General features: G+C 68.7%; 17 protein-coding genes and 3 tRNA genes. 12 read left to right on the forward strand and 8 right to left on the reverse strand.

Translation table 11 applies throughout. The annotated features are described in order from the left end of the window. Window positions 1-7: 7 nt before the first annotated feature. Genes F6B43_RS15290 through F6B43_RS15300 form a run of 3 tightly spaced genes read right to left on the reverse strand, consistent with a single transcriptional unit; the run spans window position 8 to window position 1,505 of the window. Window positions 8-346 (reverse strand): hypothetical protein, encoded by a 339-nt coding sequence (locus tag F6B43_RS15290; RefSeq protein ID WP_150449847.1) that lies wholly within the window; start codon window positions 344-346, stop codon window positions 8-10. Then, entirely contained in the window at window positions 343-939 is a 597-nt protein-coding gene (locus tag F6B43_RS15295) for an Asp23/Gls24 family envelope stress response protein (protein WP_150449848.1), read from the reverse strand. The genes F6B43_RS15290 and F6B43_RS15295 overlap by 4 nt, the downstream gene beginning before the upstream one ends. Next, window positions 930-1,505, reverse strand: a complete 576-nt coding sequence (locus F6B43_RS15300; protein WP_150449849.1) for an RNA polymerase sigma factor — start codon at window positions 1,503-1,505, stop codon at window positions 930-932. The genes F6B43_RS15295 and F6B43_RS15300 overlap by 10 nt, the downstream gene beginning before the upstream one ends. 130 nt (window positions 1,506-1,635) lie before the next feature. On the opposite strand from F6B43_RS15300, the gene F6B43_RS15305 reads away from it, so the two are divergent. The 7 genes from F6B43_RS15305 to treS all read left to right on the forward strand — a co-directional run bounded on the left by F6B43_RS15305 (window position 1,636) and on the right by treS (window position 6,601). Beyond that, a complete protein-coding gene (locus F6B43_RS15305; protein WP_150449850.1) occupies window positions 1,636-2,112 on the forward strand; it encodes an Asp23/Gls24 family envelope stress response protein in 477 nt (158 codons plus the stop codon). Then, window positions 2,109-2,297, forward strand: coding sequence for a DUF2273 domain-containing protein (locus F6B43_RS15310; protein WP_150449851.1), 189 nt, complete (start codon window positions 2,109-2,111; stop codon window positions 2,295-2,297). The genes F6B43_RS15305 and F6B43_RS15310 overlap by 4 nt, the downstream gene beginning before the upstream one ends. Beyond that, window positions 2,297-2,650 (forward strand): hypothetical protein, encoded by a 354-nt coding sequence (locus F6B43_RS15315; RefSeq protein ID WP_150449852.1) that lies wholly within the window; start codon window positions 2,297-2,299, stop codon window positions 2,648-2,650. Before F6B43_RS15310 ends, F6B43_RS15315 begins: the two co-directional genes overlap by 1 nt. After that, window positions 2,647-3,231: a DUF6286 domain-containing protein gene (locus tag F6B43_RS15320; RefSeq protein ID WP_150449853.1), complete on the forward strand. Its 585-nt coding sequence runs from the start codon at window positions 2,647-2,649 to the stop codon at window positions 3,229-3,231. Before F6B43_RS15315 ends, F6B43_RS15320 begins: the two co-directional genes overlap by 4 nt. Then, the gene (locus F6B43_RS15325) at window positions 3,228-3,842 is read left to right on the forward strand and encodes a hypothetical protein (protein WP_150449854.1); all 615 of its coding nucleotides are present in this window, start codon (window positions 3,228-3,230) and stop codon (window positions 3,840-3,842) included. The genes F6B43_RS15320 and F6B43_RS15325 overlap by 4 nt, the downstream gene beginning before the upstream one ends. 55 nt (window positions 3,843-3,897) lie before the next feature. Then, entirely contained in the window at window positions 3,898-4,077 is a 180-nt protein-coding gene (locus F6B43_RS15330) for a CsbD family protein (protein ID WP_150449855.1), read from the forward strand. Window positions 4,078-4,246: 169 nt separating this feature from the next. Next, window positions 4,247-6,601, forward strand: a complete 2,355-nt coding sequence (gene treS / locus F6B43_RS15335; RefSeq protein WP_150449856.1) for a maltose alpha-D-glucosyltransferase — start codon at window positions 4,247-4,249, stop codon at window positions 6,599-6,601. Window positions 6,602-6,699: 98 nt separating this feature from the next. Here the strand turns inward: treS and F6B43_RS15340 are convergent, their stop codons facing one another. From F6B43_RS15340 to F6B43_RS15355, 4 genes are all read right to left on the reverse strand, one after another. Continuing rightward, the gene (locus tag F6B43_RS15340; protein ID WP_150449857.1) at window positions 6,700-7,359 is read right to left on the reverse strand and encodes a class I SAM-dependent methyltransferase; all 660 of its coding nucleotides are present in this window, start codon (window positions 7,357-7,359) and stop codon (window positions 6,700-6,702) included. A 256-nt stretch (window positions 7,360-7,615) separates the two neighbouring features. Then, window positions 7,616-7,688, reverse strand: a tRNA-Phe gene (locus tag F6B43_RS15345). Between the two features lie 71 nt (window positions 7,689-7,759). Continuing rightward, window positions 7,760-7,833 (reverse strand) — tRNA-Asp (locus F6B43_RS15350). A 28-nt stretch (window positions 7,834-7,861) separates the two neighbouring features. Next, window positions 7,862-7,934: transfer RNA gene (locus F6B43_RS15355), tRNA-Glu, on the reverse strand. Between the two features lie 219 nt (window positions 7,935-8,153). On the opposite strand from F6B43_RS15355, the gene F6B43_RS15360 reads away from it, so the two are divergent. After that, window positions 8,154-9,545, forward strand: coding sequence for a M23 family metallopeptidase (locus F6B43_RS15360; protein ID WP_246159992.1), 1,392 nt, complete (start codon window positions 8,154-8,156; stop codon window positions 9,543-9,545). Between the two features lie 85 nt (window positions 9,546-9,630). On the opposite strand, the gene ppa is transcribed toward F6B43_RS15360, so the two are convergent. Beyond that, window positions 9,631-10,164 carry an inorganic diphosphatase gene (ppa, locus tag F6B43_RS15365; protein ID WP_150449859.1) on the reverse strand — a complete coding sequence of 178 codons (534 nt, stop codon included), beginning with the start codon at window positions 10,162-10,164 and terminating at the stop codon, window positions 9,631-9,633. A 190-nt stretch (window positions 10,165-10,354) separates the two neighbouring features. Between ppa and tilS the strand changes: the two genes are divergently transcribed. From tilS to folE, 4 genes are all read left to right on the forward strand, one after another. Then, complete coding sequence (tilS, locus tag F6B43_RS15370) at window positions 10,355-11,350, forward strand: tRNA lysidine(34) synthetase TilS (RefSeq protein WP_246159993.1); 996 nt, start codon at window positions 10,355-10,357, stop codon at window positions 11,348-11,350. 2 nt (window positions 11,351-11,352) lie between these two features. Further along, window positions 11,353-11,904, forward strand: a complete 552-nt coding sequence (hpt, locus tag F6B43_RS15375) for a hypoxanthine phosphoribosyltransferase (RefSeq protein ID WP_150449861.1) — start codon at window positions 11,353-11,355, stop codon at window positions 11,902-11,904. 152 nt (window positions 11,905-12,056) lie between these two features. Further along, window positions 12,057-14,063, forward strand: a complete 2,007-nt coding sequence (gene ftsH / locus F6B43_RS15380; RefSeq protein ID WP_150449862.1) for an ATP-dependent zinc metalloprotease FtsH — start codon at window positions 12,057-12,059, stop codon at window positions 14,061-14,063. Between the two features lie 9 nt (window positions 14,064-14,072). Beyond that, window positions 14,073-14,675 (forward strand): GTP cyclohydrolase I, encoded by a 603-nt coding sequence (gene folE / locus F6B43_RS15385; RefSeq protein WP_150449863.1) that lies wholly within the window; start codon window positions 14,073-14,075, stop codon window positions 14,673-14,675.

Raw genomic sequence — 14,675 nt, forward strand, 5'->3', positions numbered from 1 at the left:
GCGCGAGCTACGAGATGCGGGAGACCTCGACCGAGATCGTGACCTCGGCGCCCGGCGGCGCCGACGCCAGGAGTGCGGACGCGACCTCACGGGCGGTGGCCGGAGTGCTGGCGTCGACGTCGATGGCGATCCGAGTGGCGATGTCTGTGCTCTCGGGGGTCGAGCGTACGCGGACCCGGTTCAGGGCGTCGGCGTCGCCCGTCACGAGCGCCGTGACCAGGCCAGGGAGATGCGCGACCTCGATCGACGGGGTGAAGACGTCCGTGACACCGTCGACGTTGCGAACGAGGTGCGTGAGCGCGACATCCGGCGACAGACCGGTCGGTTCCTCCTGGGGAATGCTCATCGCGGTCCTTCCTCCTCGGAGTCGACGTGGACGTCTTGGATCTCGACGTCGATGGCCGTCACGTTCAGCTCGGTGTGCCGGCGCAGGGCCTCGAGCACGTGCTCGCGCAGCAGAGCGGTGAGGGCCGCCACCGGGCGTCCCCACGCGACGCTCGCGGTGATGGTCACCGTGACCGGCGCCCCCGGGTCCTCGACGTCACCGTTCAGACTGCAGCGCCCGACCACGAGCCCCGGGATCTCGTCGCCGACGGATCGGATCAGCGCGCGCACTGCGCCCTCCGTCACCGAGAGGTTCACCCGTGGGTCGGGGTGCGACAACGGCAGCGGCCGGCCCGCGCGGACTTCGTTCTGGATGTTGGCGAGGATGCCTCTGATCCAGGTCTCCGGCGCGGGAGGCAGATCCTCGACGTCCTGTGCGAGCATCTCGCGCGAGAGCCGCGACACGCGCTCGAGGCCCTGCAGGGCGTTGAGGCACTCGGGGCAGGTCTCGATGTGGGCATCGCGAGGCGTGCGATCGGCGGCGAGGTAGTCGCTGAGCTCCTCGACCGTTCTTCCGCAGTCCAGCGTGCGGGGTGTCTCGTCTGTCACCGCCATCCCTCCATCTGTGCATAGATACTCGCTCGCGCCCTGGCGAGTTTGCCGCGAACGGTGGCCTTGGGCAGGTCGAGATCCTGTGCGATCTCGTCGTAACTCAGTTCGGCGACCTCGCGCAAGAGCCAGCATCGCCGCTGATCCTCGGGAAGCGCATCCAACGCCTGGGAGAGCGCCTTCAGCTGCGCGTTGCGCACGGCCACGGTCTCGGGCTGCGAATCGCGGGATGCCGGAGCCTCGAGGTCGGCGAGCCCGGCATCGGCCGGACGCCGCCGGATCTGCGTGTAGGCCAGCCTCGCGACGATGCGCATCAGCCACGACTTGACCGCGGACGGATCGTGCAGCTCAGGCAGTTTCCGCCACGCGGTGTAGAACGCGTCCTGCACCACGTCGTCCGCCTCGGCGTACGAGCCGACGACCCGCGCGGCGAAGGCCCTCATGACCGGGCCATGACGCCGGATGAGCGCCTCGAATGCGGCGGTGTCGCCGTCGGCAGCGCGTTCGGCGAGGATCTCGTCGCCGACGACGCGCGTCCAGTCGCCGGGAGTCTCGTCGGGGCCCACGCTCATGCTCCAGAAACTCCTCGAAACTTTTTTGTGACGAAATCGAGCCGGCGTGCGTCTTACTTGTAGAGCGACAATACCGCTCCCGGACGCCACCGAACGGTGGCGCCGGCAGACGAACCGGATTGAGGATTTCATGGCTACCGAAGACAACAAGCCCGCGGCACCCGCCACCGTCGGGGCGACCACGTCCCGCGTGGACCGCACGTTCGGACTCAGCGGCGTCTCCGTCGAGACCGCGGCCGGCCGCACCACGATCGCCGATGGCGTCGTCGCGAAGGTCGCCGGCATCGCCGCGCGCGAGGTACCCGGCGTCTACGCGCTCGGCGGCGGCGGAGCCCGTGCGCTCGGTGCCCTGCGCAGCGTCGTGAACGCCGACGACCTGACCCAGGGCGTCAAGGTCGAGGTCGGCGAGACCCAGGCCGCGGTCGACATCACGATCGTCGTGGAGTACCCGGCACCCGTCCACGAGGTCGCCGCACAGGTGCGCGCCGGGGTCACCGCCGCGGTCACCGCGCTGGTCGGTCTCGAGGTCGTCGAGGTCAACGTCGATGTGAATGACGTGCACCTGCCCTCCGACGACAACACGCCGGAAGAGTCGCGCGTCTCATGACCCCGACCGTCTCCGGCGCTGTCCTCGGCGCAGTCCTCGCGGTGTCGATCATCCTGTTCGGGTTCTGGGGATTCCTCCTCGTAGCCCTGTTCATGGGTGTCGGGGCGCTGCTCGGACGCATCGTCTCGGGCCAGCTGGATGTGCGCGTCCTCGCCAACGCGTTCAGCGGCCGCCGCACCTCCTGATGAGTACGGCAGCAACGCCCGACCTCCCAGGGCGCATCGTGGTTCATCCGCGCGTGCTCGAGAAGGTCGCGCGGGAGGCCGCAGCATCCACCGTCGGTGTGGACCGCGGCAGCCTCTCGGTGGGCGTCATCGAGGGCTCCCGCGGTGTCGCGATCACCGTCACGACGGCGCTCCCCGTGCCCGACCTGGAAGACACTGCGGCGATCCGCGCCGGCCAGCCGGTGCTGGCGCGGATCGCCGGCATCCAGGAAGAGCTCCGCGACCGCATCGGCCCCCTGATCGGCCGCGACGTCGCCCGCGTCGACATCACCATCACCGGCGCCGTCATCGCCCAGAAGAGGAGAGTGAAATGAGCACCCCCGCCTACCGCAGGATCGTGCGTCGCGAGACCCACTCGCCTCGCACCGTCGCGACGATCGTCGTGGCCGTGCTTCTCATCCTCGCCCTGCTGTACGCCGGGGTCGAGATCGTGCTGGGGCTGCTCGCGCAGCCGCCGCTCCTGGTGAGCCCGGGCGACGCGGCCGCATGGATCGTCGGGCTCGCGGGCGCGCAGCCCGCGGGTGCCGTGATCGGCGGCGGCGTGGTGGTCGCGGTGCTGGGGCTCGTGCTCCTGGTGCTGGGCGTGGCCCCCGGGCGGCTGCCCAAGCACGAGATGGCCGTGGACGGGAGAGCCGTCGTCGTCGACAACGGCGTGGTGGCCTCGTCGCTCGCTCAGCGCATCAGCGAAGAGACCGGCATCCTCCGCGACGACATCACCGTCGGAGTCTCGCACCGCTCCGTCGATGTGACGGTCCGCTCCGGATTCGGCGACCCCTACGAGGTCGCGCCCATCGCCGCGGTCGTCGACGCCGAGCTCGAACGCTACGCGCTCGTGCCCGCCGTGACGCCGCGTGTGCGCGTCACGAGTCCCCCAGAGAGGCGAGAGAGCCGATGAACAAGACCAATCGCGCGCTCAACCGGATCGTGCTGATCGTCGTGGGCGCCCTGCTGCTCGCACTCGGTGCGGCCGCGGTCCTGCTGTTCGCCTGGCCTCCGGCGGCCGACGCCTGGACGACGGCGACAGAAGCGGGGCGCACATGGATTCAGGATGCCGTGACCGCATCCGCGATCGGAGGCTCGACGCTCAGCTGGCTGATCGTCGGCGTCCTCGCGGCGATCGTTCTGCTCGTCGTACTGCTGATCGTCCTGATCGCCCGGCTCGGCGGAGGCCGCTCGCGCACCGTGCTGCGGGCAGCCTCATCCGACACCGAGCTGGGACGCGTCAGGATCCGCTCCGGTTTCGTCTCGGACGCCATCCAGCACTCGCTGCAGGGTCGCGACGAGATCCTGTTCTCGAGCGTGAGCGCCAGCGACGTCCGCAAGCAGCCGGTCATGCACATCAGTGTGACCCCGCGCCAGAACACGTCGCCGAGACAGGTGCTCGACGACGTCGGCCGCCTCGTCGCGAACCTCTCGACGCTCACCGGCGAGGACGTTCCGACCTACATCTCGATCCGCTCGGGGCTTCGCGCGAAGCTCGCGCACGACCAGCGCCGGCTGGCCTGACGAACACGCGGATCCACCCAGACCACCCGCAAGAAGAGAAAAGAAGGAGGATGCCATGGGCATCGGAGACGACATCAAGAACAAGGCCGAGGAGCTCGTCGGCAAGGGTAAGGAAGCTGTCGGCAAGGTGACCGACAACGACAAGCTCGTCGCCGAGGGCAAGGCCGACCAGGCCAAGGCCGGCGTGAAGCAGGTCGGCGAGGACGTCAAGGACACCCTGACGGGCGACAAGTAGCCTTCGAGAATCAGCGGGCCGGGATCAGCGCATGGCGCGGATTCCGGCCCGCTGTGGTGTGCGGCCTATGACGTTCATCCCGGGTCGCGTCAAGTTCTTCTCGCACACCGCGTCCCCGCGTACGCTGGGCCGGGCGCACCGTCGTAGGGGTGCGAAGGGAAGGATCGCAATGCTCGAGAACACCGGAGTGAGCACGCCGGCCGGAAAGCAGCATCCCCTGGGCACGAGCGAACCGACCGAGCCGAGCACTCCTGGCGATGCCGTGGAGCCCGAGGAGCGCGAGATCCCGGAGATCAGCTACGACGAGCAGCGCTATCCCGCGCGTCCTCGCCGGCTGCGCCCCCGCGATCAGCTCCGCGGCGGAAGCCTGCGGCGCTTCACGAACGACCCTCGCACGGCCAACGGGACGAACCCCTCGTACGTCGAGTGGCTCGTGCGGCAGTCGATGCTGAAGGACGCCGACGTCCTCAGCCGCACCCTGTCGGGAAAGCCCTCGATGTGGCGCAACCCCTACGCGCGCCCGAACGCCCGCAAGGCGATCGAGACGAGCGACGTCTGGTTCACGGCGTATCCGATCTCGTTCATCACGCGCCTGGACGAGTCGTTCCTGCAGGCGCTCGGCAGCGAAGCGCTGTGGGACGCCTTCCAGAAGATCGGCATCAACGGCATCCACACCGGTCCCGTCAAGCAGGCCGGCGGCATCACCGGCTGGCAGCACACCCCGAGCGTCGACGGCCACTTCGACCGCATCAGCACCCAGATCGATCCCGAGTTCGGCGACGAAGAGGCCTTCCGGCACCTGTGCGATGTGGCCGACAGCCACGGCGGCAGCGTCATCGACGACATCGTGCCCGGTCACACCGGCAAGGGCGCCGACTTCCGCCTCGCCGAGATGGCGTACAAGGACTACCCCGGCGCCTACCACATGGTCGAGATCCCGCCGGAGGACTGGCACCTGCTGCCGGATGTGCCCGAAGGGCGGGATGCGGTCAACCTCGACGCCGAGCGTGAGGCGGTCCTCAGCGAGCACGGCTACATCATCGGCGAGCTCCAGCGCGTCATCTTCTATACGCCGGGCGTGAAAGAGACCAATTGGAGCGTCACGCCGCCGGTCGTCGGCACCGACGGGCTCGAGCGGCGGTGGGTGTACCTCCACTACTTCAAAGAGGGGCAGCCCTCGATCAACTGGCTCGACCCGACGTTCGCCGGCATGCGACTCGTGATCGGCGACGCGCTCCACTCGCTCGGCGACCTGGGCACGAGCGCGCTGCGGCTCGACGCGAACGGCTTCCTCGGCGTGGAGAAGAGCGCCGAGGGACTCCCCGCGTGGTCGGAGGGGCACCCCCTCTCGCACGCGGCGAACCACATCATCGCCGGAATGGTCCGCAAGGTCGGTGGTTTCACCTTCCAGGAGCTCAACCTGACGATGGAAGACATCCGCGACACCGGTGCCGTCGGCGCCGACCTGTCGTACGACTTCATCACCCGGCCCGGCTACCACCACGCCCTGGCCACGGGGCAGACCGAGTTCCTTCGTCTCGCGATGACGACCGCGCTGGCCACGGGCGTCGAGCCGGTGCAGCTCGTGCACGGCCTGCAGAACCACGACGAGCTGACGTACGAGCTCGTGCACTGGGCCACCGCCCACCGCGACGACGTGTACCCGTTCCGTGGGGGAGAAGTCACAGGAGGAGAACTCGCCGAGACCATCAGGGCAGAGCTGGCGCAGAAGCTCACCGTCGACGCCGACTACAACCTGATCTTCACGCAGAACGGCATCGCCTGCACGACCGCGTCGCTCATCGCGGCAACACAGGGCAAGGCGTCGCTCGCCGACATCGTCGACGACGACGTTCCCGGCATCCGGGATGCTCACCTGCTCCTCGCGAAGTACAACGCGTGGCAACCGGGCGTGTTCGCCCTGTCGGGGTGGGACCTCACCGGCACCCTCACCCTTCCCGCCGAAGAGGTCCGCGCCCTGATCGCGTCAGGAGACACGCGCTGGATCGAGCGCGGTGCACACGACCTGCTCGATTCGTCGCCGGAGGCGAATTTCTCACGGGCGGGGATGCCCCGCGCCCGGTCGCTCTACGGATCGCTGCCCGCTCAGCTCGAGCAGCCCGGCTCGTTCCTGCTCGGCCTCCGCGACGTGATCGAGGTGCGGCGTGAGCACGGCATCGCCGTCGCGACGCAGGTCGACATCCCGCGCGTCGCCCACCCGAGCATGCTCGTCATGGTCCATCGCCTCGACAACGGCGACGCGACGCTCGCGGATGCGCAGCTGCAGATCACGGCGCTGAACTTCTCGGAGCAGCCGATCGAGGGGACCGTGCACTCCGAGGCGCTCGTTCCGGGAAGCCTCGTCCGGGATGCCGCGACCGGCGAATCGATCGCCCGCGTCGACGACCTCAACAGCTTCAGCCTCGAGCTGGATGCGTACGGCGGCCGTTTCCTGCTCCTCGAGGCGCCGGAGCCCGGTGACGAGCCGTATCCCCTCACGGGAGTGATCAACGTCATCCGCTGACCTCCCCGGTCCCGCCAAAGTCGGAGGATCGGCCCGATGTCGGAGGATTCGGCGCGAATCCTCCGACATCGGCCCGATCCTCCGACGACTGCGAATGGCTAGAGGCGCCGCAGCGTCAGCACGCTGTCGGTGATGGGGCCCGTCGACCCGTCCGGGCCGACGCCGATGCGCTCGACGAGCGCCTTCGTCAGCACCGACCACTCGGCCTCCACGAGGGGCGAGTCGGTGAACAGCGTCTCGTATACATCGTCGGGGGTCGGCAGCTCGACCCGCTCGTGCGCGTGCTGACCCTTGTGGGTGGTGTCGGCATCCGTCCAGTGCGGCACGCCCGCGTGCCCGACGATCAGCAGGATGCCCCCGGGCGCGACCGCGCTCGCCGCGCGGCGCAGAATGTCTTCCCGCGGGAGTTCGACGCTCGAATGCAGGAAGCACGACGTCACGAGGTCGTACTGCTCGGGTGCGGTCCACTCGGCGAGATCCGCCGCGACCCAGGTGATGTCGTCGTCCGGATGCTGCGCCGCAGCGCCGATCGCAAGCGCAGACGGAGCGATGTCCACAGCAGTCACCCTCCACCCCTGATGGGCGAGCCAGAGTGCGTCGCCGCCTTCACCGCTTCCGAGGTCGAGGGCGGTGCCGGGCTCCACGCCCGAGATCTCGCGCTCGAGCGCGGCGTTCACTCGACCGCTCCACGACCGGCCCCGCTCGCGGTAGCGGTTCTCCCAGTACTCGGCGGCGGTCGGCGGCTGAGTCGACGTCATCCCGCAACTCTGCGCTCCGCCTCGCCCCCGGCGCAACTCGCCCCCGCCCGCTCGCCCGCCCGCCAAAGTCGGAGGATCGGCCGCATGTCGGAGGATTCGGCGCGAATCCTCCGACATCGGCCCGATCCTCCGACGATCGCGAATGGCTAGAGGCGCCGCAGCGTCAGCACGCTGTCGGTGAACCGGCCAGGTACCGCCCGAGTTGAACGAGCAAAATAAAAGGCCCTCCTCCAGTAGAAGCCTGAAGAAGGGCCAGTGGCTCCGACGGGCGTCGATCCCGTGACCTCACGATTTTCAGTCGTGCGCTCTACCAACTGAGCTACAGAGCCGCGCAGCATCCATGGATGTCGCGCTCGAAACGAAGGGCCCTTCTCTCGCGAAAAGGGCCCGTCGCTCGAAGCGACCCTGACGGGACTTGAACCCGCGACCTCCGCCGTGACAGGGCGGCACGCTAACCAACTGCGCTACAGGGCCATGCGTATTGAGTTGTGATGTCGAAAAGTGACCCCAACGGGATTCGAACCCGTGCTACCGCCGTGAAAGGGCGGCGTCCTAGGCCACTAAACGATGGGGCCGGGCGAGCCCGAGGGCTCACGCTTGCCGACGCTCAAGCATACGCAATCGACCGCGGATCCGCCAATCGGGGGCGCGCCGAGCGATCATTCGTACGCACGCGGGTGAGGATGAGCGATGGCGCCGTCTTCTCGGCGCGACCGATATTTCGCGCTCACCCCGTTGCGCTTGTGACTCGTGTTGCTAGTGTGATGGATGTTGTTCGCGACGGGAGGCCCCCAGTGGAAGACCAGCTTCAGCGTTCTTCGAGCGCGGACGGCGTCGACTGTGGCTGCGGACCGACCCCTGACGAGCTCAAAGCCTTCGCCACACCTGGTCGCGCCGTCAGTCGCCGCAAGGCCCTGACCTTCGGTGCGCTCGGCGTCGCGGCGCTCGGCGTCATCGGGGCCGTCGGGGCACCGTATCTTCCGCGCGCGTTCGCCGCCGATTACCCCTCGTGGGACGACGTGCAGGCCGCGAAGTCGAACGAAGCGGCCAAAGCCGCGCAGGTCGCGAACATCCAGAGCCTCATCCAGGGCCTCAACGACGACGTCGCGCGCACGCAGGCGGCGTCGATCGCGGCATCCGATGTGTTCTACGAGGCGCAGCAGAAGTTCTTCGAGCAGGCGCGTCGCGCCAACGAGCTTCAGCAGCAGGCCGATCAGCAGGCGGCACTCGCGACGGATGCGGCCAACAAGGCCGGCCGCGTCGCCGCACAGCTCTACCGCAACGGCAGCGACGACACCTCGCTGCAGCTCTTCTTCGCGGGGTCGGCCGCGTCGACCGACGATCTGCTGGCACGCCTCGGCACGATGGACAAGCTCATCGCCCAGAACAAAGCCGTGTACGCCGACGCCGTCACGGCGCGCGACTCGGCCCAGAACCTGAGCGATACCGCCGTCAAGGCCCGTGACGAGCGAGACCGCATGCAGAAGGACGCCGAGCAGAAGATGGCGGCCGCGCAGCAGGCGGCCGACGCCGCGAAGGCGGCGCTGGATGCTCAGACCGCCAACCTCGCAACCCTCCAGGCCCAGCTCGCCGCTCTTCAGGACAACACCGCCAAGACGATCGCCGACTACCAGGCCGGTGTCGAGGCGGCCCGTATCGCCGAGGAGCAGCGCCAGGCAGCGCTCCGCGCCGAGGCCCAGCGCCTCGCCGACGAGGCCGCGGCTGCCGCAGCGGCCAATGGCGGTGGTGGGGGCGGCGGCGGTGGCGGCTCCGGGTGGGTGCGTCCGAACTGGGGCGAGGAGAGCTCCGGCTACGGCTACCGCTACGTGCAGTGCGGAAACGGCTACTGCTCGAGCGGCTTCCACGAAGGCGTCGACCTCGCGGCCGGCTGCTACTCGAGCATCGTCGCGGCGACAGCGGGCACAGTCGTCTATGCCGGCTACAACGGCGGCTACGGCAACTACATCAAGATCGACCATGGCGGCGGCATCGCGACCGGCTACGGCCACATCGCTCCGGGGGGGATCTACGTGAGCTACGGGCAGTGGGTCAACGCCGGCGACCAGATCGCGGCGGAAGGCAATACGGGCAACTCGTTCGGCTGCCACCTCCACTTCGAGGTCTACGTGAACGGCTCGACCGTCGACCCCGGTCCGTTCATGGCCGCGCGGGGCATCTCGGTCTGACCCGCCTCTGTCCGCACGGACGCGAAAGGCGGACGATGCGCTGCGCGCAGCATCCGCCCTCCGTGTCAGGAGTCCGCGTCTTGACTCAGATCGTCTTGGGCGATTCGCCCTCGCCCTGCGTCTTGGTCTGACCCTCGTGCTCCTCGAAGCGCACGATCGCTTCGGCGAGGATGCGGTCGGCCTCGGCCTTGTCGCCCCATGCGTCGACCTTGACCCACTTGTTCGGCTCGAGGTCTTTGTAGTGCTCGAAGAAGTGCTCGATCTCTTTCTTCGTGTAGTCGGGGATGTCGGCGAGATCCTGGATGTGGCTCCAGCGCGGGTCCTTCGTCAGCACGGCCACGAGCTTGTCGTCGCCCCCGGCCTCGTCGCTCATCTTGAGCACGCCGACCGGGCGGACGTTGACCATCACGCCGGGGAAGAGCTGAACGTCCAGAAGCACGAGCACGTCCAGCGGGTCGCCGTCCTCGCCGAGCGTGTTGTCGAAGAAGCCGTAGTCGGCCGGGTAGCCCATGGGCGTGAACAGCACGCGGTCGAGATAGACGCGCCCGGTGCCGTGGTCGACCTCGTACTTGACGCGGCTGCCGCGCGGGATCTCGATGACGGCGTCGTGTGCGGCCATGGCTGTGTTCCTCCGTTGGTGTGTGGGGCATCTGCAGGCGCCCGGATGCCGCGACCAGCCTAGTGCGGGCCCTCCGCCGTGCAGAACGCAGGACCGATCCCCCTCGGTGGCGGCGAAAACCGGCGTGTCGCCCGAGTTTCGGAGGATCGATCCTGCGTTGTGCACGAGGAGCGGCCGGTACCGTGGGCTCGTGACGCACAGACCTGGCCTCGACCCCTCCGTCGCCGAGGTACGGCGGGCGGTCCGCCGTGCGCTCGAGCCGCTCGGGCACGGCTCGACGGTCGTGGTGGGGCTGTCGGGCGGAGCGGACTCGCTCGCGCTCGCCGCCGCGACGGTCTTCGAGGGGCGCAAGCTCGGGTTGCGCGTGGTCGCCGCGACGGTCGACCACGGCCTCCAGCCGGGGTCGGCGGATGCGGCGGCCACCGCCGCGCGCGCCGCGACCGCACTCGGCGCCGAGGCGCGCATCGTCACGGTCGACGTCGGCACCGACGGCGGTCCCGAGGCAGCGGCCCGCGAGGCCCGCTACGCCGCATTGATCGGCGTCGCGCGGGATGCCGGTGCCGCCGCGATCCTGGTCGGTCACACGCTCGACGACCAGGCCGAGACGGTTCTCCTGGGGCTCGCGCGCGGAGCGGGCGGCGCGAGTCTGCAGGGCATGGCTCCGGCATCGGATCTGGACGGCATCGCCTTGCTCAGGCCGCTCCTCGGCGTGCGTCGCGTGACGACGCGCGCCTCGTGCGCGGCCGAGGATCTCCGCCCCTGGGACGACCCCCAGAACGTCGATCCGCGCTTCGCGCGCGTCCGGGTCCGGGAGCGGGTCCTGCCCGCGCTGGAGGCAGAGCTCGGCCCCGGCATCGCCGAGGCGCTCGCACGCACCGCCGAGCAGCTGCGCGAAGACGGCGAGGCGTTCGCCGAGATGATCGACGAGACGATCGAAGACATCGTCGAGCATGCCGAAGCCGGCATCTCGGTCTCGGTGCCGGCGCTCGCGGCGAACCCCCCGGCCCTGCGGCACCGGATCATCCGGCACGTCGTCGCGAGCGAGTTCCACCAGAGCCTGACGCGCGCTCAGACCCTGGAGGTCGCCCGGCTGGTCACCGACTGGGCGGGGCAGGGACCGATCGATCTACCGGGATGCCGCGCCCACCGCTCCGGATCGCTGATCGTGTTCACGGGTACGCTCTGACCATGCGCGCGGCCGACATCTCCGACGACCTGACCGAGATCCTCGTCACCGAGGAGCAGATCCAAGACAAGCTGCAGGAGCTGGCCGAGCAGGTGCTGGTGGACTACGAGGGCAAGGATCTGCTGCTCGTCGGCGTCCTGAAGGGTGCGGTCATGGTGATGGCCGACTTCGCCCGGGCACTGCCGCGGCACATCATGATGGACTGGATGGCCGTCTCGTCGTACGGCACAGGGACGCGATCGAGCGGCGTCGTGCAGATCCGCAAAGACCTCGACACCGATCTGCACGACAAGGACGTCCTGATCGTGGAGGACATCATCGATTCGGGCCTCACGCTCAGCTGGCTGCTGGAGAACTTCGCGTCGCGCGGCGCGAAGTCGGTTTCGGTGCTGGCGCTGCTGCGCAAGCCCGACGCCATGAAGGTGCACGTCGAATGCCGCTACGTGGGGTTCGACATCCCCAACGATTTCGTCGTCGGCTACGGCCTCGACTACGCCGAGAAGTACCGCAACCTGCGCGATGTCGCGGTGCTCGCGCCGCACGTGTACGCCTGACCGGTCGCGACGCCGTTCCCCCGGGGAGCACGGCGAGTACGCCCACGGCGAATCCCGCGAATACGCAGGCTAGCCACAGAATCGCCGCGCTACCCTGATTTGACCGTGTTCGCGCGGATCGTCGACGAAAGGGAACGGGCCCGGCCCGCACCATGGACTTCAAGAAGATCACCCGCAACCCCCTGATCTACGTCTTGTTGATCGGGGTGTTCCTCATCGTGGGCTTCTCGCTGATCTCGAGCCTCGGGGGCGCCAAGCAGATCTCCACTCAGGAGGGGCTCGAGCTGCTCAAGGGCTCGACGGTCACCGAGGTCACCAACACCGACGGCGACCAGCGCGTGGACATGAAGCTCTCCGAGCAGTACCAGGGCGCCAACGACGTGCAGTTCTACTACGTGTCGGCGCGCGCGAACGAGGTCGTGAACGCGGTCAACGCGGCCAACCCGAAGGACGGCTTCAACGACGCCGTGCCGAAGGCGAGCTGGTTCGACGGGATCATCTCGCTCCTCGTGCCGATCCTCCTGCTCGGCCTCCTCTTCTGGTTCCTGATGTCCAGCGCCCAGGGCGGCGGCAGCAAGGTCATGCAGTTCGGCAAATCCCGGGCCAAGCTCGTGTCGAAAGAGTCGCCGACGGTCACGTTCCAAGACGTCGCGGGGTCGGATGAGGCGATCGAAGAGATGCAGGAGATCAAGGACTTCCTGAAGGATCCCGCTCGCTTCCAGGCCGTGGGCGCCCGCATCCCGAAGGGCGTGCTCCTGTACGGCCCTCCAGGAACAGGAAAGACACTGCTCGCCCGCGCCGTCGCCGGTGAGGCCGGGGTGCCGTTCTATTCGATCTCCGGATCGGACTTCGTGGAGATGTTCGTCGGCGTCGGCGCGAGCCGCGTGCGCGACCTCTTCAACCAGGCGAAGGAATCCAGCCCCGCAATCATCTTCATCGACGAGATCGACGCCGTCGGCCGCCATCGCGGTGCCGGAATGGGCGGCGGTCACGACGAGCGTGAACAGACCCTCAACCAGATGCTGGTCGAGATGGATGGGTTCGACCCCAAGGTCAACGTGATCGTCATCGCCGCGACCAACCGTCCCGACATCCTCGACCCCGCACTCCTGCGCCCCGGCCGCTTCGACCGTCAGATCGGTGTCGACGCCCCCGACCTCAAGGGTCGCAAGAAGATCCTCGAGGTGCACGGCCGTGGCAAGCCGCTCGCCGACGGCGTCGACCTCGAGGTCGTCGCCCGCAAGACCCCCGGATTCACGGGTGCCGATCTGGCGAACGTGCTGAACGAGGCGGCGCTGCTGACGGCGCGCTCGAACGCGCAGCTCATCGACAACCGCGCCCTCGACGAGGCGATCGACCGCGTGATCGCCGGTCCGCAGCGCCGCACGCGCGTCATGCGCGACAAGGAGAAGCTGATCACGGCGTACCACGAGGGTGGTCACGCGCTCGCGGCAGCCGCGATGAACAACACCGATCCGGTGACCAAGGTCACGATCCTTCCCCGCGGGAAGGCGCTCGGGTACACGATGGTCCTGCCGCTGGACGACAAGTACTCCATCACCCGCAACGAGCTGCAGGATCAGCTGACGTACGCGATGGGCGGCCGTGTCGCCGAAGAGATCGTGTTCCACGACCCCACGACCGGTGCCAGCAACGACATCGAGAAGGCCACAGGCATCGCCCGCAAGATGGTGACCGAGTACGGCATGACGAACGAAGTCGGCCCGGTCAAGCTCGGCGCCGCGAGCGGCGAGGTCTTCATGGGCCGCGACATGGGTCACGGTCGCGAGTTCAGCGAGAAGATCGCCGAACGGGTCGACGTCGAGGTGCGCGCGCTCATCGAGCAGGCGCACAACGAGGCCTACCAGGTCATCAACGACAACCGCGATGTGCTCGATCGCCTCGCCCTGGAGCTGCTCGAGAAAGAGACGCTCGACCACCTCGAGCTCGCGGAGATCTTCAAAGACGTCAAGCGTCTTCCCCCGCGTCCGCAGTGGCTCTCGAGCAATGAGCGCCCGGTGTCGCAGCGTCCTCCCGTCGAGGTGCCGCAGCGTCGTCACGAGGCGGGTCTGGCCGCGTCGGTCGAGGCAGAGCAGACGGCCGCCGAGAAGGCGCCGCGCCTCCGCCCCAGCGGACAGGCGCGTCCCGCGACCGCGTAGGCTCGGCCTGTGGCCGTCGATCATGAGCGTGTCGTCTCGCTCGTGCGCGAGCTGCTCGAGGCGATCGGAGAAGACCCCGATCGTCCCGGGCTGCGGATGACCCCCGAACGCGTCGCCGAATCGTACGGCGAGTTCTTCGCGGGCGTGGGGGCGGATGCTGCGGCCCCCCTGGCCCATACGATCTCCGTTGCGCGGGGGCCGGCGCCCGACACGCTTCCGTCCGGCGCGGTGATGCTCCGCGACATCCGGTTCCGGTCCGTGTGCGAACATCACCTGCTTCCCTTCCGCGGGATGGCGCACATCGCCTACCTGCCTGGCGAACAGGTCGTCGGGCTGGGCGCGCTTCCGAAGGTGGTCGAGATCCTCGCTGCGCGACCTCAGGTGCAGGAGCGGCTGGGGGAGCAGATCGCCGACACGATCTCGACCGCGCTCGACAGCCGCGGAGTGCTCGTCGTGCTCGATGCCTCGCACGAGTGCGTCACGATGCGCGGTGGCAAGCAGCCCGATGCGTCGACGGTCACGATCGCGGCGCGCGGAGAGCTGGCCGATCCCGTCGCCCGCGCCGAGCTGATCGCACTCCTGGGCGCTTCCAGGACCCCGGGACCGGAGTGA

The sequence above is a fragment of the Microbacterium rhizomatis genome (assembly GCF_008710745.1).
GTDB classification, from domain to species: domain Bacteria; phylum Actinomycetota; class Actinomycetes; order Actinomycetales; family Microbacteriaceae; genus Microbacterium; species Microbacterium rhizomatis.